General features: G+C 65.9%; 18 protein-coding genes. 11 read left to right on the top strand and 7 right to left on the bottom strand.

Annotated elements, in window-relative coordinates; all coding sequences use genetic code 11:
* Nucleotides 1-24 precede the first annotated feature (24 nt).
* Nucleotides 25-795, top strand: coding sequence for an alpha/beta hydrolase (locus NHH73_14615; protein ID USX29445.1), 771 nt, complete (start codon nucleotides 25-27; stop codon nucleotides 793-795).
* Between the two features lie 9 nt (nucleotides 796-804).
* On the opposite strand, the gene NHH73_14620 is transcribed toward NHH73_14615, so the two are convergent.
* On the bottom strand, nucleotides 805-1743 hold the full coding sequence (locus NHH73_14620) for a LysR family transcriptional regulator (protein ID USX29446.1): 939 nt from the start codon (nucleotides 1741-1743) through the stop codon (nucleotides 805-807).
* Between the two features lie 121 nt (nucleotides 1744-1864).
* Here NHH73_14620 and NHH73_14625 point away from each other — a divergent pair, with 121 nt between their 5' ends.
* Nucleotides 1865-2878 carry an NAD(P)-dependent alcohol dehydrogenase gene (locus tag NHH73_14625; GenBank protein ID USX29447.1) on the top strand — a complete coding sequence of 338 codons (1014 nt, stop codon included), beginning with the start codon at nucleotides 1865-1867 and terminating at the stop codon, nucleotides 2876-2878.
* On the opposite strand, the gene NHH73_14630 is transcribed toward NHH73_14625, so the two are convergent.
* Nucleotides 2872-3501, bottom strand: a complete 630-nt coding sequence (locus NHH73_14630; protein USX29448.1) for a pyridoxamine 5'-phosphate oxidase family protein — start codon at nucleotides 3499-3501, stop codon at nucleotides 2872-2874. The genes NHH73_14625 and NHH73_14630 overlap by 7 nt on opposite strands.
* Before the next feature lie 60 nt (nucleotides 3502-3561).
* Nucleotides 3562-4719 carry an FAD-dependent monooxygenase gene (locus NHH73_14635; protein ID USX29449.1) on the bottom strand — a complete coding sequence of 386 codons (1158 nt, stop codon included), beginning with the start codon at nucleotides 4717-4719 and terminating at the stop codon, nucleotides 3562-3564.
* 312 nt (nucleotides 4720-5031) lie between these two features.
* On the opposite strand from NHH73_14635, the gene NHH73_14640 reads away from it, so the two are divergent.
* The 4 genes from NHH73_14640 to NHH73_14655 are packed head-to-tail and all read left to right on the top strand — an operon-like array spanning nucleotide 5032 to nucleotide 7935.
* On the top strand, nucleotides 5032-6258 hold the full coding sequence (locus tag NHH73_14640) for a SpoIIE family protein phosphatase (GenBank protein ID USX29450.1): 1227 nt from the start codon (nucleotides 5032-5034) through the stop codon (nucleotides 6256-6258).
* An 11-nt stretch (nucleotides 6259-6269) separates the two neighbouring features.
* Nucleotides 6270-6827: a SiaB family protein kinase gene (locus tag NHH73_14645; protein ID USX29451.1), complete on the top strand. Its 558-nt coding sequence runs from the start codon at nucleotides 6270-6272 to the stop codon at nucleotides 6825-6827.
* Nucleotides 6828-6832: 5 nt separating this feature from the next.
* Complete coding sequence (locus NHH73_14650; GenBank protein USX29452.1) at nucleotides 6833-7213, top strand: DUF1987 domain-containing protein; 381 nt, start codon at nucleotides 6833-6835, stop codon at nucleotides 7211-7213.
* Nucleotides 7210-7935, top strand: a complete 726-nt coding sequence (locus NHH73_14655; protein ID USX29453.1) for a GGDEF domain-containing protein — start codon at nucleotides 7210-7212, stop codon at nucleotides 7933-7935. The genes NHH73_14650 and NHH73_14655 overlap by 4 nt, the downstream gene beginning before the upstream one ends.
* Nucleotides 7936-7990: 55 nt before the next feature.
* Here NHH73_14655 and NHH73_14660 read toward each other — a convergent pair whose 3' ends face one another.
* Nucleotides 7991-9496 (bottom strand): CHAD domain-containing protein, encoded by a 1506-nt coding sequence (locus NHH73_14660; protein ID USX29454.1) that lies wholly within the window; start codon nucleotides 9494-9496, stop codon nucleotides 7991-7993.
* A gap of 201 nt (nucleotides 9497-9697) precedes the next feature.
* On the opposite strand from NHH73_14660, the gene NHH73_14665 reads away from it, so the two are divergent.
* A complete protein-coding gene (locus NHH73_14665; protein ID USX29455.1) occupies nucleotides 9698-10108 on the top strand; it encodes a hypothetical protein in 411 nt (136 codons plus the stop codon).
* A 97-nt stretch (nucleotides 10109-10205) separates the two neighbouring features.
* On the top strand, nucleotides 10206-11453 hold the full coding sequence (locus NHH73_14670) for a hypothetical protein (GenBank protein USX29456.1): 1248 nt from the start codon (nucleotides 10206-10208) through the stop codon (nucleotides 11451-11453).
* Here NHH73_14670 and NHH73_14675 read toward each other — a convergent pair.
* The 3 genes from NHH73_14675 to NHH73_14685 all read right to left on the bottom strand — a co-directional run bounded on the left by NHH73_14675 (nucleotide 11441) and on the right by NHH73_14685 (nucleotide 15290).
* A complete protein-coding gene (locus NHH73_14675; GenBank protein USX29457.1) occupies nucleotides 11441-12100 on the bottom strand; it encodes a hypothetical protein in 660 nt (219 codons plus the stop codon). The two genes, NHH73_14670 and NHH73_14675, sit on opposite strands and share 13 nt — an antisense overlap.
* Before the next feature lie 8 nt (nucleotides 12101-12108).
* Nucleotides 12109-13059, bottom strand: coding sequence for a 5'/3'-nucleotidase SurE (locus NHH73_14680; GenBank protein ID USX29458.1), 951 nt, complete (start codon nucleotides 13057-13059; stop codon nucleotides 12109-12111).
* 146 nt (nucleotides 13060-13205) lie between these two features.
* Nucleotides 13206-15290 carry a TonB-dependent receptor gene (locus NHH73_14685; protein ID USX29459.1) on the bottom strand — a complete coding sequence of 695 codons (2085 nt, stop codon included), beginning with the start codon at nucleotides 15288-15290 and terminating at the stop codon, nucleotides 13206-13208.
* Nucleotides 15291-15491: 201 nt separating this feature from the next.
* Between NHH73_14685 and NHH73_14690 the strand changes: the two genes are divergently transcribed.
* Genes NHH73_14690 through NHH73_14700 form a run of 3 tightly spaced genes read left to right on the top strand, consistent with a single transcriptional unit; the run spans nucleotide 15492 to nucleotide 18439 of the window.
* Nucleotides 15492-16568 (top strand): histidine kinase, encoded by a 1077-nt coding sequence (locus NHH73_14690; protein USX29460.1) that lies wholly within the window; start codon nucleotides 15492-15494, stop codon nucleotides 16566-16568.
* 2 nt (nucleotides 16569-16570) lie between these two features.
* Nucleotides 16571-17338, top strand: coding sequence for a LytTR family DNA-binding domain-containing protein (locus NHH73_14695; GenBank protein USX29461.1), 768 nt, complete (start codon nucleotides 16571-16573; stop codon nucleotides 17336-17338).
* A 48-nt stretch (nucleotides 17339-17386) separates the two neighbouring features.
* Nucleotides 17387-18439: a glycoside hydrolase family 43 protein gene (locus NHH73_14700; protein ID USX29462.1), complete on the top strand. Its 1053-nt coding sequence runs from the start codon at nucleotides 17387-17389 to the stop codon at nucleotides 18437-18439.
* The last annotated feature ends 67 nt before the right edge of the window (nucleotides 18440-18506 follow it).

An 18506-nucleotide genomic window follows, 5' to 3' on the forward strand; every position in this document is an offset into this window, starting at 1 on the left:
TCTATTTCCTTTTGGAGACGCACCATGAAAACCGTTACCCGCATCGCCGCTGCACTCGCCATCGCTTTCGCCGCCGGCACCGGCACCGCCGCCATGGCCGCGCCGGTCAAGCCGCCGGTCAAGAACATCGTTTTAGTCCATGGCTTCTTCGCCGATGGTTCCGGCTGGCAGGGCGTGGCCGACATCCTCACCAGGGACGGCTACAACGTCGCCGTCGTGCAACAGCCGGAAACGTCGCTGGCCGACGACGTCAAGGCGACGGCGCGCGCGGTCGACGCCATGAACGGCGATAGCATCCTGGTCGGCCACAGCTACGGCGGTGTGGTCATCACCGAGGCGGGCAACAATCCAAAGGTCGCGGGCCTGGTGTATGTGGCCGGTTTCGCGCCGGACGCCGGCGAAAGCCTGCTCGATCTGGTCAAGAAAACGCCGCCGGCCAGCGAGGCGATCAAGGCCAGCGCCGACGGTCATCTGTATTTCGAGCCATCGCTGTTCCACGCGGACTTCGCCGCCGATCTGCCGGCCGCCACCGCGCGCTTCATGGCCATGTCGCAGGTGATGCCGGCTGTGCAAACGGCCGGGACGGCGGTCACGCAGGCCGCCTGGAAAACCAAGCCGAGCTGGGCGATCGTGTCGACCGCCGACCGCACCGTCAACCCGGACCTGGAACGCACCATGGCCAAGCGCGCCGGTAGCACGACCGTGGAGATCAACGGCAGCCACGCGGCTTTTATCGCCCGTCCCGCCGACGTCGCCAAGGTGATCGAGCAGGCCGCCGCCAAGGTTGGGCACTGATCGCGTGGACTACAACCTGGCCTGCGCCGTTGAGGCGATCGACCAGCGCGCGGCGGCGATGCTTTGCGCGACGAGGTCGATCGCGACCCGCGTCCGGGTGGGCAGATGCGGTGATTCCGGCCAGATCAGATGAATTTCCTCAAGCCTGCTTGCCAGCCCGGGCATCAGATTGACCAGCTCGTTTCTCTCGAGCGCTTCGGCCACCAGCCATTCGGGTAGCCATGCGACTCCTTGCCCGGCCAGCGCCGCGTTGAGCATGGCGCCGAGATCGTTCAGGCCTAATCTGGCCGGCGGCACCAATTCCATCGGCGTGCCGTCGGCACGAAGAAATTGCCAAATGTGCAAATGGCCATCGCGGCTGTAGACGATCGCTTCATGCCGGGCGAGATCGTCGGGCGTGACCGGCACGCCGTGCCGTTCGACATAGGCAGGCGAAGCACAGACGACGTAACGGCTCAGGGCGATGCGCTGCGTTTGCAGGCCGGTGACGACGCCGACGGGGCCATTTCGGATGGCCAGGTCCATGCCGGCGTCGATGAGATCGACAACGTGGTCCCGAAAATCGAGTTCGAGCGAGAGTTCGGGATTGGCGGCCGCCAGGCCCATCAAGATCGGCGCGACCCACATGCGCCCGAACAGCACCGGCATGGTCACCCGCAGGCGGCCACTGACGGTTTTGCGCCCCGTTTCCAGCCGGGCTTTCCCGGACTGCAACGCGGCAATCGCGTGTTGGCAGTGCTCGTAAAAAATCTGGCCGTCGTCGGTCAGGCTCTTGCTGCGGGTGGTCCGCTGGAACAGCCTGACGTTCAGGCGCTCCTCGAGCCGCGCCACCGCCTTGCCCACGGCCGAGCGCGACAAGTGCAAGCGCCTGGCCGCGTCGGCGAAGCTGCCGGCTTCCACCACCGCCACAAAGGCGGGCACATCGTTAAACAAATCGATCGTGGTCATTGTAGATTTTGAGGAGACAATAAGGGGAAATAATATCATTAGCGTCGCCTGTGGGTAGCGTTATACAGTGGCGACAGCTGGCAACCGCCAGTATGTCATCCACCAAACAGGAGAATTACCCATGAAGGCTTATGAACTGACATCAGGCAAGGGCGTCGACTCGCTGCGCATGGTCGACCGGGCGGAAGGCCCGCTGGGACCGCACGAAGTGCGCGTCAAGTTGGCCGCGGCGGCGCTCAACTACCGGGATGTGATGATCGCCGAAGGCACTTATTATTCGGCCGGCGAGGTCGTGGTGCCGCTCAGCGATGGCGTCGGGCGGGTCGTCGAAACCGGCTCGGCGGTGACGCGGGTGAAGAACGGTGATCGCGTCATCCTCGGTTTCTGGCCCGACTGGCTCGACGGCCCGATCACGCCCGGTAAGGTGGCGCGCTCGTTCGGCGCGCAGCTTGCCGGCACGCTGGCCGAGGCGGTGGTCGCCGATGAACACGCACTCGTCATCGCGCCGGACAGCTTGTCGGACCGCGAGGCGGCAACCGTCGCCTGCGCCGGGCTGACCGCCTGGAACGCGTTGTTCGCGCGCGGCGCGCTCAAGCCGGGGGCGACGGTGCTGCTGCTGGGCACCGGCGGCGTCTCCTTGTGGGCGCTGCAATTGGCGCTCGCGGCGCGCTTACGGCCGATCATCATCTCCTCGAGCGATGAAAAGCTGGCGCGTGCGAAAAAAATGGGCGCTGTCGCCACGATTAACTACAGCGCCACGCCCGAGTGGCAGCAAGAGGTCCGGCGCCTCACCGATGGGGTTGGCGTTGATCTGGTGATCGAGGTCGGTGGGCAGGGCACCATGCGCCGTTCGGTTGAGGCGACACGGATGGGCGGCGCCGTGGTGGTGGTGGGCGCCAGGGCCGGTGCGGCCGGGGACGGCGTCGAACCGGGCGCGCTGATCGGCGGCGCCAAGACGCTCGCCGGCATCATGGTGGGCAGCCGGGCGATGCTGGAGGACCTGGTGCGCTTTATCGACGTCGCCGGCGTGCGTCCCGTGATTGACTCGAGCTTTGCGTTCGAGCAGGCGGGCGACGCTTTCCGCCGCGTGCAGGCAGGCGCGTTCGGCAAGGTTGTCATCGATATCACTCAGTAAAGCGTGGTGCGCTGGCGGGCCGGCAACTCGGCGTCGTACTTGCCGCCATCGATAGCGTTGTCGCTGAGGGCGGCAAGGATGGCGCCGGGGCTCGGCAGCGCGGTGTCGCGCATGGCCGCCGCCGGATCCCACAGGCGCGAGCGCAAGACCGCGCGGGCGCATTGAAAGAAGACCGACTCCACCTTGATCACCAGCACGCATTTTGGCGGATTGCCGTTGACGGCGAACCGCTCCAGCAATGCGGGCTCGGCGACGATGCTCGCGCGGCCCTGAACGCGCAACGTTTCGCCGTGCCCGGGAATGAGAAACAGCAGCGCGACGCGCGGATCGACGACCAGGTTGCGCAGGCTGTCGATGCGGTTGTTGCCGCGCCGCTCGGGCAGCAGCAGCGTCGTGTCGTCTTCCACGACAACGAAACCCGGGGCGTCGCCACGCGGCGACACATCAAGGCCGTCCGGGCCGTTGGTCGCCAGCACCGCGAAGGGCGAGGCGGCGATTAAAGTCGCGTAGTGGGAATGGATGTAAGCGGCTTCCTTGGCGATCGATGGCGCCGCCGGCGGCGCGAACAGGGCCTCGAGGTCGGCGATGGTCGTGATGGCGTGATGTGGCGGGTAGGCTGGCATGGGTCGTCCGGTCCGAGAAGGGCTCTCCATGGTCTCACAACGCCGCGATCGACGCGACGGCTAAACCGTTAAAAACAACTCGACGACGCTGCGGGGCGCCTCGGGTCCGAAAAAGCGTTGATGGTTGCGCGCCGTTTGCGCGGCCACCGCTGCGCTGCGCGGGAACAGGGCCTGCTCGTAGCTTGCCAGCGCGGCCTCGATATCGTCGCGATGGGCGCAGATCGCCTTGCCCAGCTCGGCGCCGTCATGGATCGCCAGGTTGGCGCCTTCGCCGGCAAAGGGCGACATCAAGTGGGCGGCATCGCCCAGCAGCGTGACACCGGCGACACGCTCCCACCGGTGGACGACGGGCAGCGCGTGGATCGGCCTGACAACCGGCGCGGCCTCGCCGTCGGTGATCAGCGCCCGCAGCGGCGCGGCCCAGTCCTTGAACTCGTCGGCGATGCGCGCCAGCGCTGCGGAGGGGTCACTAAAATCGATCATGTCGATCCATGCCTCGGCCCTGTTCAGCGCGATATAGGCATGCAAGGTCCCGTTGGCGTAACGGTGCGCCAGAATGCCTTGCCCTGGCGCGACCGCCATCAGCGTTCCCCGGCCGACCGCCTCCGCGGTGGCCGGGTGCCGGGTATCGCCGTCGATCAGGCTGGTCTCGATGAACGTGGTGCCGGTGTACGCCGGCAAGGCCGCCGAGAGCAGGGGACGCACGCGCGACCACGCGCCATCGGCCCCCACCACCACGTCGCACATCGCCGACGATCCATCGGTGAACACCAACGCCGGTCGCGCGCCACCCGGACGCGCCGTCCTGGCGAGTTTGCGCCCCCAGCGGATGGCATCGGGCGGCAGCGATTCGATCAGGAGGCGGCGCAGCTCGCCCCTGGCCACCTCGGGTCTGGCGAGGCTGACCAGCCCTGGTCTGTCGAGCAGGACATTGCCGTGTTTATCGACCACCCGCTTGGCGTCCTCGGCCGGCAGCACGATCCCGAGAAATTCCTCGTAAAGGCCGGCGTCCCTGAGTCCTTGCTGGCCGTTGTACTCGTGGATGTCCAGCAGGCCGCCCTGGGTACGGGCCCCGGGCGAGGCCTCGGCTTCGTAGATGGTCGAGGCGATGCCGTTGCGGTGTAAAACCCGGGCGAGCGTCAAGCCACCCAGGCCGGCGCCGACGATGGCGATGCGGGCATGCGTACAGGACTTTGATTTGGTGGGGAATGTGTTCATGGCGCGTTCCAATAAATACGTGCAGTCCCGGCAGGGACTGTTCGCAATACATTCCGACGGATGTCGGGGGAAACGCTGGCCGAGCCGGCAGGATCGCCGGTCGGCGTGTGCGCGGCCGCCTTTCCCAGCGGCGCGTGGGCCACTCGGTTCGGACGGCCGTTTTTCGCGGTCTTCGAGCGGCGATTATGGCATAGCTTGCGGCGATGGCAAAGCCGGGCGTCGCCATGTGAGGCACTTTCCCGGCTTGCCAATCCGGTCATAATGTTGTCACATTGAGTTGCTACTATGCATCTTTACTTGATTGGGTGAACTGTGGAATTCGACGCCTCCCGCCAGCATCTGCCGCGCTTCCGCCAATCGACGGCGGGCGACCTGTGCCGTGAGACGGCGGCCGTCGTCGCCGACGCTTGCAACGCCGAGGTGCAGCAACTGTTCACCGACCGCCGCGACCTCATGAGTCTGCCGGTGCTGGACGGCGCCCGCCCGATCGGGCTCATCAGCCGCAACATCTTCATGTCGCAGATGTCCAAGCCCTTTTACCAGGAGTTGTACGGCAAGAAGAGCTGCATCGCCTTCATGGACAAGGAACCGCTGATCGTCGAGGCGTCGCTGAGCATCGAGGAGCTGACGTTCCGCGCCGTGGCCTCGGGCGAGAAGGCGCTGGCCGACGGCTTCATCATCACGCGCGGCGGCGAGCTGGCCGGCGTCGGCTTCGGGCTGCAGCTGATGAACGTGGTCGCCACCATGCAGGCCGAGCGCAACCGCCAGATCATGCACAGCATCGAATACGCCAGCGTCATCCAGCGCGCGGTGCTGCGGCCCTCGCGCGACGCGCTTGCCGCCATGGCCGACGCCCATCTCGAATGGCAGCCGCGCGACATCGTCGGCGGCGACTTTTACCTGGTCGAGCGGCATGCCGACGGCTGGTTCGTCGGGCTCGGCGACTGCACCGGCCACGGCGTGCCCGGCGCCTTCATGACCTTGATCGCCTCGCAGGTGCTCAACCAGGCCTTGCCGCGCGTGGGCGCGCGCGATCCCGGCCGCCTGCTGCGGGAGGTCAGCGCCGGCGTCAAGGCCTTGCTGGGCCAGACGCACACGGGCCAGCGGCGCGCGGTGGCCGAATCGGACGACGGCCTCGACGCCGCCTTCCTGTGGTTCGAGCCGGCCAGCCGCCGGCTGCACTTCGCCGGCGCCCGCATCGCGCTGCACGTGCTGGCGCCGGGCGAGCCGCTGCGGGTGGTGGAGGGCGAACGGGCCGGCCTCGGCTACGTCGACACCGACCCGTCCCAGGAATGGCCGACCCACGTGCTGACCTTGGCGCCGGACAGCCTGCTGTTCGTCGCCAGCGACGGCTTGACCGACCAGATCGGCGGCGCCAAGGCGATCGCCTTCGGCAAGCGGCGCGTGCGCGAGTTGCTCGCCGCGTACGCTGGCGAGACCGCGCCACGCTTGGCCGCGTTGTTGCTGGAGGCGCTGGCGGAGTGGCAGGGCGAGCAGCCGCGCCGCGACGACCTGACTTTCTTTTGTTGCCGTCCTTGAGGAGTAGCGCCGTGTTGTACGAGGAGTTCGATGAGTTGTGGCAGGTGGCGCAAAAGCGCCACGTGATCTTTTTCTATGCCGGGTATTTCTCCCAGCCGGTGGTGGCGGCCGTTTCCGAGACGATCCGCGCGCGCCTCGACAGCGCCGGCGCGGCCGGGCCGACCAGCCGCCGCATCTTCTCGGCCTTCGTCGAGATGGCGCAGAACATCATGCACTATTCGTCCGAGGCGCTGACCCCGGCCGACCAGCGCGACCGCCAGATGCGGCGCGGCTCGTTTTGCATCGGCGCCAGCGGCGACCAGTTCTTCCTGCTGTGCGCCAATCCGGTCATGAGCAATCAGGCGTTGGCGATCCAGACGCGGCTCGAATCGCTGCGCACCATGACGGTCGAGCAGCTCAAGGCCGCCTACAAGCAGGCGCTGCGCGCCGAAACGCCGGCCGACAGCAAAGGCGCGGGACTGGGCTTTCTGACGATGGCGCGCGAAGCGAGCGAACCGCTCGAATTCGAGTTCGTGCCGGCGGCGAACGACCCCGACACGACTATTTTTTGTATCAAAGCCATCATTTGAATGCCATGGACCCCTTATTTATCGCCGCCACGCCCACCTCGCCCGAAGTCGACTTCCGCTTCGCCGAGCACACCCTGTCGCTGAAAGGCGAGTCCTATCCTGAAAACGCGGCCGCTTTCTACGGCCCGGTGATCGAACAGTTGCGCCACTATCTGGCCGGGTGCGACGGCAGCAGCATCACCGTGCACGTCTCGCTGGCCTACTTCAACAGCTCGTCGACCAAGATGCTGTTCGCGCTGTTCGAGGCGCTCAACGACACGGCGCTGGCCGGCAACGAGGTGCTGCTCAACTGGTACCGCGACCCGGAGGATGACACCATCCTCGAATTCGGCGAGGAGCTGCGCGACGATTTCGCCGCGCTGCGCTTCCGCGACTGCCCGATATGATCAGCGCACCCACGGCGGCGGCCGAAGCCGCGCCCGATCTATTCGGCGCGGAGCAGCGCGCGCTCGACGCCGCGCGGCGCGCCTGCCATAGCCCGGGCGGCCACCTGTTGGCGCTGGGCGAGCTGGCCGCGCACTATGAGCGGCTGTTGCGCGAGAGCCGCCGCCTGGTCCAGCGCAGCGACCGCGCCGAGCGGCACCTGACCCAGCTCAACGCGCGCTTGCAGGAGATGGCCAGCCAGCTGGAATACCGCGCCAGCCACGATCCGCTGACCGGCGCGCTCAATCGCGGCGCCGTGATCGAACAGGCGCGCCGCTGCCTGGCGCAAGAGGACATGGTCCTGATCGTGCTCGACATTGATTTTTTCAAGCAGGTCAACGACACCTACGGCCATCCGGCCGGCGACACGGTGATTCAAACGGTGGTGCGTTGCCTAAAGACGCTGGCCGGCAGCCAAGCGGTCATCGGCCGCGTCGGCGGCGAGGAGTTCTCGGTCGTGTGGCCGGGGCTGACGCCGGTGCAGGGCCTGGCGCTGGGCGAACGGTTGCGCCAGGCCATCGAGGCGACCGCCTGGCCGGCGCCCATCGAGGTGGCCGTGACGGCCAGCGTCGGCGTCAGCTGGAACGCGCGCGGCAGCACGTTCGAGCAGGCCTACAGCCGCGCCGACCAGGCACTGTACCGCGCCAAGCGCCAGGGCCGCAACTGCGTGCGCATGGCCGACTGAAGGGGCGCGCTCTAGCGGCGCCATTGATTACTGCGTTTGTGGAAGCGGAATTCCTCTACCGCGTCATCTTCATTCGGTCAATGGCGTGCAATGACCGTCCTAAATGCCGGCTTTCCTTTTCCGCCGCCGCCGTCACGTAGCCCCGCGCGTACTGCACGTATGGCGCCGCGTCGGCCGCGTCGATCTGCGCCAGCAGCTCCTGCGCGACCGCAAGGTCGTTCAAGTGGCCGAGTTTCCCCTGCAAATCTTCCAGCGTGCGGAGATAAGACTTGATCTGTTTTGGCGGCAAAAGATCGCGGAAAAACTCGGCGGCGTAGCGCGTTTTCTTGGCGGCGATGCGGATGCGGTGACGCGACGGCGCATCGTTCTGGTCCAGCGTGTCGATGCGCTTGTGCAGGCGGCGCTGCGCCTTGCGCAACAGGGGCGCCATGGCCTCGTGCGCGGGACGCGCCAGCGACGAACCTTTCGGCAGCTTTCCTTCGGCACGCCATAGCCGCGCATGGAACCATCCGTTCAGCTGGAGGATCAGTTCTGTATAGCGTGGCTCGTGGAGCTTGTCCAGCATGTCGCGGTGTAATTGCTGCGAGCGCTGGTGCGCGATCTCTCGCAAGCCCGACACATCCGCCCCCTGTATGCCCGCCAGGGTCGATCCCGCCAGCACGTCCCAGTCGCGGGTGGCGCCCAGTTCCCCCGCCAGCCATTCCAGGCTGTCGCGTGTTTGCGCCGGCAACGGCGCCATCTCCTCGAACATATCCAGCAGGGCGCGCAGACGCCGCAAGCCCACGCGCATCTGGTGCAGGCTTTCCACGCTTTTCTTCAGCACGCCGGGGACGTTTGCCTCCATCTGCGCCAGACAGTTCAGGCCCATGCTTTGCAGCGCATCCTCCAGCGACATCTTCTTCGTCAGCCTCACCGCCGTGGCCTTGACCGGCTTGATCGGCTCGCTGTGGAGCAGCGCATAGCCACGGGCCGCCTTGCTGTCGTTGGCGATCTCGAAGGGGATGTCGGCGTGCAGCGCCAGCGCCAGCTCGAACAGGCTGGCGGGATTGCCCCGTTTGAGTTCAAATTCAAGTTCGCCGATCGCCGCGTTGCGGCTGCCGACATGCAGGTCGCCCGCGTCCAGCGCGCACTCGACCTTGCGCCCGTCCGGCAGCACGATGCGCCAGCTGGTGCGGCGGGTGGTGTTGTTGAATATCGGCGCGAGGTGCTTGCCGATCTCCGGCGAGCGCAGCAGCTCGGCGATGCGGCTCCGCTTGATCTGTTTGGCCAGTGTGGCCGGTTCCGGCGCCGGTCCGTCAAGAACGGATTCCCATTCGCCACGCTGGTGCAAGCCGTTTGAACTCTGCGCGGCCGTCTTGACGGTCTGCGTCCAGCCACCTGCTTCGGCGCGCACGCGCAACGTCAATCCGTTTTGCCACAAATCCAAATTCGGGGTGTCGTAGTAAACATCGTGCAATTCGTGTTCCACCGGCGCCGTCGCAGGCGAGCCGGTCAGCAAATGATGTTCACGCAGCCGTGCCAGATCGGGCTGGGCGACCTTCAGTTTGAGTTCGGTTTCCATTCGCATTTCCTTGCTAGTTTCCTGAGGCTTAATTAGAACCTTTTTGCAACCCGACGGGAGTAGGACTAAGAGCAACTTCAGTGTAGGGTTCGACCGCATGGCTGAGCATCGTAACGGCCTGTCGGCGGCCACGCTGTCATTCCTGGGTAATTTTCCGTAGATAAACTTTGCCTGGTGTGACAAACCTGGAAAGTAGACGCAATGGCGGTGTGGCAGAGTGATTTGTATCTGATATCGGGGGTGGAACACCTGCCCGATATCACCCTGGATGGGTGGTTGCCACCGGTCCTGGACCAGAACCGGGTACTGCGGGCGCAGCAGATCGTGTCCGGCTACCTTGGGCCATCGTGGTCGGTCGCCAATGACTGGTTTGTTTTCGGGCCGGAAAACGGCAATCGCATTGACGTCATCTTCTCGAACGGGTCTACGGCGTCCATCGTGGCGCGCTTCGACAGAAGAAACGATAGCGTTCAGTTTCACGGACTGGTCTGCCGCTTGGCCGCCGAACTGGTCTGCCTGTTGTTTTCGCCGGACCTCAACGCCATCATCGAGCCCGATTACAAGGTGCTGCGCATGGCGTTGGCCGACATCCAGACGGACGTGACGCTGTAGAAGCCCCTGACCTTGCGAGACCGCGACCGGCGATAGGCGATGCCGGCCGGTCAAATATCCTACAATCGCGTCTTGATCCTTTTTACACGAGTCGCGATTGAACCAACGTGCCGAACCTGGTAGACCGAACAAGGCGCCGCAGCACGACGTACTGCTGGCCGCCGCTTGCCAAATCGTCGGCGACGGCGGGCTGGCCGCCCTGACGCTGCGCAGCCTGGCGGGGGAGCTGGACGTGTCGGTCACAGTGTTGACCCATCATTACGGTGCGCGCGCCGGCGTCATCGCCGCCATTTGTCAGGCCGCCGCGCAACACGATGCGCGCATGCTCGACGGCTGGCGCGCCATGCTGGACCAGGAGCCGCCCGTGCCGATGCCGATGGGGCTTGCCGCGGACTTGGCCGAAGCGATCCTTGAGGAGCAGGCGAGCGGTCAACGCGGACTGACGGTGCTTTTTCTTGAAATGCTGCACGCCTGCACCTGGGACGCATCGCTGCGGCCGGCAATGGTCGACTGGATCGGCGTGCGGCGCGACTTCTGGCACGCCTTCGCCAAGCAGGCGCAAGTGGCGCCGGCGTTGATCGCCTGCGGCTGGTGGCATGGTTATGTGATCGCCGAACATGCCTATGGCGTGGTGCTCGACGGCATGGGGCCGTATCGCATGCTGCGCCGTTTGTGCTTGCAGCGCTTGCTCGGCGGTGGCGTCGCGCCAACCCCGGACGCGGCGGATGCCCGGCTGTTCGCGGCGGTGGCGCAACGGATGGCATTGCCGTCCGTGGGGCAGCCGGCAGGTGCGAGCTCGGCGCGCGTGCCGGCGTGGTCCGTTGCGGCGGCGCGGGTGTGCGGCATCCGGCTGGCGGCGCAGGGCGTCGGCGGCCTGACCCATCGCGCCATCGCGGCCGAAGTCGGTATCCCGTCCAGCACGCTGAGTTACCGTTATCCCGCCCAGCGCGATCTGGTGCTGGCCGGGCTGGAGTCGATCGTCGCCCATATCTCGGCCGCCGTCGATGCGGACGACCTCGACAAGTTACAGCGCTTGCGTACCGACGGCGACGGCGAAAAACTCGACCTGGCGCGCGCCAGCCTGGCCGTCGCCATCGCCGCCACGCGCATGCCGGAGCTGGCCGGATGCGTCGCCGACATGCGCGCGCGCCGGGGCGCCAACCTGGTCAAGGTGTTCGGCAAATACCTGCCGCAGGCGCGCGGCATCGACGCGCTGGCGGCCCAGGTGGTGTCCATGGGACTGACCGGGCTGACCATCACCGAACCGCCCGGTGAGGCCTCCGACAAGTCGGTCGCCACGGCGTTTGCGGCGGCGGGCCGATGGCTTGCCACTTACTCCGGGTAGGCCCACAGATCGACCGGCCCGCCGGCGCCCGAGGTGATCAGGCGGAACGCGGCCGGCGCATAGTCGTCGTCGGCGACCAGCAACCCCTCCGATTGCGCGGCAAGGTCGCCGCAGCCGCTGGCGGCCAACGACAGCTTGAGCGCGTTCGGCAAGCTCGATGTCGCCAGCTTGCCCGACAGTTTGCAAGGGCTGGCGCCGGCCGTGATCTCGCCGCCGGCGCCGATCGAAAAGAGCGCGGCGCTGCCGTTGTCCAGCCGCGCGGCGTAACTGCCGGCCAGTGGCGCGGTGGCGAGCGCCTTGGTGGGAATGGCGCTGCTGTGGAGCAGGTCGAGCGCGGTGTCCGCCTTGGCTTCCGGCGAGCGCAGCCAGGCGCCATTGGCGTCCCGGCGGTAGGTGGCGCTGGCCCGCTGGGCGCTGTTGTTGAGCACAAGCAGGCGGCTGCCATCGGCCGCCGCATAGTATTTGCCAGCGGTGGGATCGGCGGCGTCTCCGGCGCTGACGGCGTAGGCGCCGGCGCTCAATTCGGTCACCTTGACGACGGGTGCGGGCGGGCTCGCCGGGGCGTCGTCATGGTTGCCAAAGCAAGCGGACAGCAGCGACACCAATACGAGCGGGGCTCCGGTACGTGAGAGGAAACGCGATGTCATGGCGCGGCTCATTGGGCAAACAGGTCGCGCAGGCGCAGGCGCAGCCATTGCTGGCCGGCGGGGCGCTGTTCATAGCCGACCTGGAACGCGGTTACCGCCACCTTGGTCCGGTACAGCAACGCTTCATCCTCGGCCTGTTCGGCGGTCGGCGACCCCGGCGCCGTGCCGCTCAGCCCCCATGGCGCGGCGCTGCTGAACTTCAGGCGATAGCTGTCGTAGGTGCCCTGGCGCGAGAAAGCCCAGCCGGTGTTGGCGGCCGGAGTGTCCGGGAAATTCACGTTCAACGCCAGTCCGCCTGGCAGCAGCGGGGACGCGCCCGCCTTCGATTGCAGCGCGGCGATCAGTTTGACGGTCAGTTGCGCCACCACGCGCGACTTTGGATTGGCCAGGCCGCTGTTGTCGGCGCTGTCGGCGCTGGCGCTCAGGGCGATGGCGGGAATGCCGCGCCCTGCGGCGAACTGCACGTTGCCGATGGTGCCGGAGTTGATCGCCAGCTTGCCGACGTTTTGTCCCTCATTGGGCCCGGACAATACCAGGTCCGGCGCCTTGCCCCAGCGCGCCGTGGCCAGAACGTCGAGCCCGTACATGGTGGCCATGACCGGCGTTCCATGCACATAGTTGTAATCGCCTCCCGTGTAGCCGCTCTTGGTGAACGCGCCCACCGCCGGTGCGCCGACCGGCGCCGCGCCGTTGTGGCAGCCGCCCTCGGCTTCGATCTGGGTCTTGTCGTTGTCGGCCACAATGGTCGTGGTGCTGTACATGACGATGGCGGCGCTGCGCCCGCTCTGGCCCGTGCAGGGCACCGAGACGATGACGGAATGGCCGGCGGCCTTGAGCTCGTCGTACAGGGCCTTGACGTTGCTGGTCAGGCCGTCGTCGTTGGCAACCAGGATGTTCAGTGCTAACGCCGGGCTGGCACAGACGGCCAGACCGACGCCGGCCATCAAACGGTGATTCATGTTCTACCTCTTGTGCTCGGGATGGAAGCACGAATCATATTCAAAGTTTGTGACATCATTATGACGATCGTGCGGATATCATCGCTTAATAAATGCCATCTATGCGAAATAAAAATACAGATGTGCGAGACACGCTGACTCCTGAATCATTGCTGCACCTCATACTGGAATCGAAAAACGGGCCGTTGCTCGTCTAAGGACAGGCGGGTGCTTGCGTACAGGCCGTCGTTATAACGTTTGCCGGAGTTGCGCGCCGATTGCAGCAGGTTGGCCACTGTCAGCCGCAAGCGGCCACCGGCGGCCGGCCAGGTCGCGTAGGCTTCCAGCTCGCGGACGACGCCGGTTTCCTGGACCAGGGATTGGGCCGTTCGCGCCCGCCAGCCGCCGACAAAGCGGAGGTTCGCGCCGGCGCCGCGCCCCTGCGGCATGCGCCAGTCCATGCCCAGGTTGGCGGTCAGCGGCGCCTGGTTGCCAAGCCGATTGTCGGGGCCGGCCACACCTTCGACGCGCGACCAGTTGCGGCTGAGATTTGTCCGCAACTCGACCGTGGTGCCGCCGGCCCACGCCAGCTTGAGCGGGACGCGTGCGTCAATCTCCACGCCGCGCACATCGGCGACGCCGCCATTGGCCGGGCTGCTGACCCAAACGCCGTTTTCCTGCCAAAGCCTGAGCTGGACCACGTCCTGTATGCGCCGCACATACGCCGAGACACTGACCATCGCGTCACGTGCAAAATACGATTCCAGCGCGGCGTCCAGGCCCCAGGCCAGCTCCGGGCGCAGCGACGGATTGCCTTGGTAGTCCGGCTGCGTCGGTCCGTTGTCGTTGTTGATCGTATAGCGGCGCGGCACCAGATCGCGTGGCTGCGGCGCCTTGTAGGTGCGCGCGAGCGCGAGGCGCAGCTGGTCGCGCGCGCTGTCGGGAAGCTTCCAGGCCACTTGGGCCACCGGACTCCAGACGCGCGAGGCTGTCGCGGCCTTGCCCGGCCCCCAGGTGCGCGTTTCCAGTCCTTCCCAACGCAAGCCAAGATACGCTTGCAGGCGCGGCGTGACGCTCCACTCGTCCTGGGCGAACAGCGCCACTTGCTCGACGCTGGCGTTGTAGTCTTGATCCAGGGTGTACGAGGGCGCGGCGTCCGGCTGCCGCGGGTTGGTGTCGCGCTGGTGGCGGCTTTCTTCGCGTCGCACCTGGGACGCGTCCCAGCCGATCACGACGTCATGGCCGGCGGCCAGCGGTGTCAGGTATTTTCCGCTGGTGTTGGCGCGGCGCTGGTAGGCGCGCGACAGGACGGCGCGATTCAGCCAGGGCGTGCCGCCCGCGTCGATGCCGTGGAAAAGGTAGTCGCCGTCCCGGTTGCCGGCCTCCACGCCCGCCTTGAGCGTGAGACTGCCGGCATCGAAGCGCTGCATCCAAGCCAGGTCCGACTTCACCAGCCAGTTTTTAGACAGCGATCGCCAGTTGGAGTCGGGCGACGCGGTGGGGGATCCCTGCAGCGTGTCCTCCGACTGCGCGCCGCGCGCATCGATATGGGACAGATCGACCAGTCCTTGCCATGTCAACGTGTTGCCGCCGTCGAGCTTGACGTCGGCGCGTGGGGCGGCGCTGAGGCGACGGGTGCGGGTGTAACCCTCATCCTCCAGGCGGCGCACGGCGGTGACGCCGGCATCGCTGGTTTGTTCGCCGGTGGCGATGCGGTCGCGCCGCCGCGTCTCGCTGGCGGTTGTGGTCAGGCCATAGCCGACCGCGCCGCTGCGTGCGATCCATTGGACGGTCGCGGTAGGGCTGGTTTCGCCGGCCTGCCGCTCGGCGCTGATTTTTGCGGTGCTCCGCGCGGCGCCCGCCGCCTTGCGCAATACGATGTTGAGCGAGCCGGCGACCGATTGCGCGCTGGCATCGACTTGCGCGCTGCGCTGGATTTCGACGCGCTCGATCAGCTCCGGCGACAAGGTGGCGATGTCAAAGTTGGCGGGCGCGGGCTGGCCGTCGATGAGGATTTGGGTGTAGCCTGCGCCGAGGCCGCGCATGCGTATCTCGCCGCCGACGACGCTCAGGCCGGGCTGCCGCTTCAGCGCGTCCGCCAATGTCGTCTCGCCATAGCGCTGCAGGTCGTCGCGGCCGATCACGATGCGGCCGACGGCTTCGTCACGCCGCAGTTGACTGCTCCCCGGCCCGCGCACCTCGACTTGCTGCAACGGGGCTGTGTCGTCGCTGGCCGCGGCGGCGAGACTCAAGGCAAGCAGCGGGATTGGTCGCAATATGGAAAGGCGCATGATGAAGGTAGACCGAAAGTTGGAAAGCGGCCAGCGTAGCCCAAGGCCAGCCGCAGCCACAGCGGGGTGTGACGAGTGCCTGTATCTGCGGGACGAGCGGGCCAGGAGCGGGCGGGGGCGGCTGTTATACTTTGCCAACTAGATCAACAATATTCGCTGCCCATGTCCGCTAATTTGCGTGCCTTTTTGATTAACTTCGGCCTCTGGACGCTGCTATGCGCGGTAGCGGGAATCAGCACCTATGGCGATGCGGCGCATCATCTCGACGCCCGCAGCTATTGGATGATGACATTGGGCTGGTGGTGCGGCTACGCGGTGATGATGGTGCAAAGCTATGTGCTCTACCTGGTTTATCAGCGCCATCCCGACTGGCTGGCCACGCGCCGGCGCATCGTGCGCGGTTACCTGTTGTACCTGGCGGTGTGTTGGCCGGTCGCGATGCTCGGCCTTGCCTATCGGCGCTGCTTCAAGGTTGACCTGGTCCCGAATCTTTCAAACGCCTGGCGCTACTGGCTCTCGATGGGGAAATTCGAGTGGTTCGTGGTGTTCGTGTTGCTGACCCTGGCGTTTGGCGTGGTGGTGGCGGGCTTGCTGTGGCAGCAGCGGCAGCAGCAGACACGCGAACTGGCCGACATGCGATTGGCGCTTGAGCGGCAACGCCTGGCGGCGTTGCGCGGACAGCTGGAGCCGCACTTCGTCTTCAACACGCTCAGCGCGATCGGCGCCATGGTGCGCACCGATGACAAGCCCCTGGCGCTGGAAGGGCTGTCGCGCTTCGGCGACTTGCTGCCATATGCCTTGTCAAGCAGTGAGCGCGACTGGGTCAGCGTGGCACAGGAGCTGCAATTCGTGCGGGATTATCTGGACCTGCAACACCTGCGTTTCGGGCCGCGTTTGCGCGTCATCATCGAGGGCGCCGACTTGCTGGACGAGGAGGTGGAGTGTCCGCCGATGCTGCTGCAGCCATTGGTCGAAAACGCGCTGCGGCATGATCTGGAATGTCACGCAGACAGCAGCGATATCAGTGTGACGTTTGCGCGGCAGGGCATGTTCCTGCTGGTCCGGGTGAGCAACCCGATCTTCCCGCAGGCGGCGCCGGCGGCGGGGTTGGGGATCGGCCTGCGGGGAATCCGGGCCCGCCTGGCGCTTGCCTACGGCGGCCAGGCGTCGCTGGAGATCGCGCGGGTCGATGGCCGTTTCGTTGCCGAACTGCGGCTGCCATGGCAAGTGATGGATTGACGATGGCTTTTACAGTACTGATCGTCGACGACGAGGCGCACGCGCGCACCAATTTGAGGCTGGCGCTGGCGCCGCTCGGCGATTGGACGGTGGCAGCCGAATGTCCCGGCGCGGCCGCCGCGCGCAGCTTCCTGCAATCGAATGACGTGGACCTGGTGCTGCTCGATGTCCAGATGCCGCAGGAGTCCGGGCTGGAGATGGCCCGTTCCCTGAGCCAGCTGGAGCAACCGCCGCTCATCGTATTCGCCACCGCGCACCGGGGACACGCGCTCGACGCCTTTGACGCCCATGCGCTGGACTACATCGTCAAGCCCGTCGACGAGCGGCGCCTGCACCAGGCCATGGCCCGCGCCCAGGTGTTGCTGGAGCAGCGCGCCCTCTACACAAAGGCTTTGCGCCAATTCACCGACCCTGCTCCCGGGTTCTGGCGTGAACTGATCGTCAGGTCGGTGGGGCGGATGGATAAAGTCGCGTTGGAGGATGTGTTGTGGATCGAGACGGCTGGCAATTACGTCGAACTGCATCTGGCGCAGCGCACCCTGTTGCATCGGACGACGCTGACGGAACTGGTGCAATACCTGGACCCGGACGAATTCCTGCGCGTTCATCGCCGCATACTGGCCAGGCGTGATGAGGTGCTAGGACTGCGTCAGGTGCCGGAGGGCGGCTACGTCGTCGCGCTCCGCGGCGGCCAGTCGCTGCCGGTCAGTGAGCGCTATTGGGCGACCGTCAAGTCCGCGCTGGAAGGCGGGATAGCCAAGCTGCCGTGATATTCTTGCGCGAATCAATTTTTTTAAATGTCGATCATGAATTTGCGAATGAATGGTTTGTTGCGTCGTCTGACCGTATTTTGGCTCGCGGGCGCGGCGGCATCCGCGCACGCGGCCAACCCAGTCGTTCCCGGCTGGTACGCCGATCCGGAGATTCGTATTTTCAATGGGAAATACTGGATTTACCCGACCTACTCGGCCGACCAGGGCGCGCCGGACAGGTCGAAGGCCTTCACGCCCGCGCAGCAACGCATGCGGGCGCAGTCGGAGCTGATCTGGGAGCCTTTCCTCAAGAGCACCTTCTTCAATGCCTTCTCGTCGCCGGATCTGGTGCACTGGACCAAGCATCCGCATGTGCTCGATGTAGAGAACGTGTCGTGGGCCGCCTATGCGGTGTGGGCGCCGTCGGCGATCGAGCACAAGGGAAAGTACTATCTGTTCTTCGGCGCCAATGACATCAAAACCGACGCGCAGCTCGGCGGCATCGGCGTGGCCGTCAGCGACCGGCCGGAGGGACCGTTCAAGGACGCGCTGGGGCGGCCCCTGATCGGGAAAATCCACAACGGCGCCCAGCCCATCGACCAGATGGTGTTCAAGGACGACGATGGCCAGTTCTATATGTATTACGGCGGCTGGAAGCACGCCAACGTGGTCAAGCTGGCGCCGGATCTGCTCAGCGTGGTGCCATTCCCCGACGGCACGACCTTCAAGGAAATCACGCCGGACCCGGCATACGTCGAAGGCTCGTTCATGGCCAAGCGCAAGGGCGTGTACTACTTCATGTGGTCGGAGGGGGAGTGGACCGGGCCTGGGTACAGCGTCGCCTATGCGATGAGCAACTCGCCGTTGGGACCGTTCAAACGTATCGGTAAAATCCTGCAACAGGACGAGCGCGTCGCCCGTGGCGCGGGCCATCACTCGGTGGTCAATGTTCCGGGAACCGACGAGTGGTACATCGCCTACCATCGCCGTCCATTGACGGAGGTCGACGGCAATCATCGCGAACTGGCGATCGAGCAGATGGTCTTCAACGACGACGGCACGATCCGGCCGGTCGTCATGACGACCGAGGGCGTGGCGCCAAGGCCTCCGTCGCGTTGAATGCTTACCCCTATTAAGTTCTGTCCATTCGTCCAAACTATGACATCATGCTGGCCCCTGTGCACTA

It is taken from the genome of Oxalobacteraceae bacterium OTU3CINTB1, assembly GCA_024123955.1.
Taxonomy (GTDB): Bacteria; Pseudomonadota; Gammaproteobacteria; order Burkholderiales; family Burkholderiaceae_D; genus Rugamonas.

Coding starts and splice junctions, on each gene's coding strand:
- NHH73_14615 (USX29445.1), top strand. CDS start 25: ATGAAAACCGTTACCCGCATCGCCGCTGCACTCGCCATCGCTTTCGCC.
- NHH73_14620 (USX29446.1), bottom strand. CDS start 1,743: ATGACCACGATCGATTTGTTTAACGATGTGCCCGCCTTTGTGGCGGTG.
- NHH73_14625 (USX29447.1), top strand. CDS start 1,865: ATGAAGGCTTATGAACTGACATCAGGCAAGGGCGTCGACTCGCTGCGC.
- NHH73_14630 (USX29448.1), bottom strand. CDS start 3,501: ATGCCAGCCTACCCGCCACATCACGCCATCACGACCATCGCCGACCTC.
- NHH73_14635 (USX29449.1), bottom strand. CDS start 4,719: ATGAACACATTCCCCACCAAATCAAAGTCCTGTACGCATGCCCGCATC.
- NHH73_14650 (USX29452.1), top strand. CDS start 6,833: ATGGACCCCTTATTTATCGCCGCCACGCCCACCTCGCCCGAAGTCGAC.
- NHH73_14655 (USX29453.1), top strand. CDS start 7,210: ATGATCAGCGCACCCACGGCGGCGGCCGAAGCCGCGCCCGATCTATTC.
- NHH73_14660 (USX29454.1), bottom strand. CDS start 9,496: ATGGAAACCGAACTCAAACTGAAGGTCGCCCAGCCCGATCTGGCACGG.
- NHH73_14665 (USX29455.1), top strand. CDS start 9,698: ATGGCGGTGTGGCAGAGTGATTTGTATCTGATATCGGGGGTGGAACAC.
- NHH73_14675 (USX29457.1), bottom strand. CDS start 12,100: ATGACATCGCGTTTCCTCTCACGTACCGGAGCCCCGCTCGTATTGGTG.
- NHH73_14680 (USX29458.1), bottom strand. CDS start 13,059: ATGAATCACCGTTTGATGGCCGGCGTCGGTCTGGCCGTCTGTGCCAGC.
- NHH73_14690 (USX29460.1), top strand. CDS start 15,492: ATGTCCGCTAATTTGCGTGCCTTTTTGATTAACTTCGGCCTCTGGACG.
- NHH73_14695 (USX29461.1), top strand. CDS start 16,571: ATGGCTTTTACAGTACTGATCGTCGACGACGAGGCGCACGCGCGCACC.
- NHH73_14700 (USX29462.1), top strand. CDS start 17,387: ATGAATGGTTTGTTGCGTCGTCTGACCGTATTTTGGCTCGCGGGCGCG.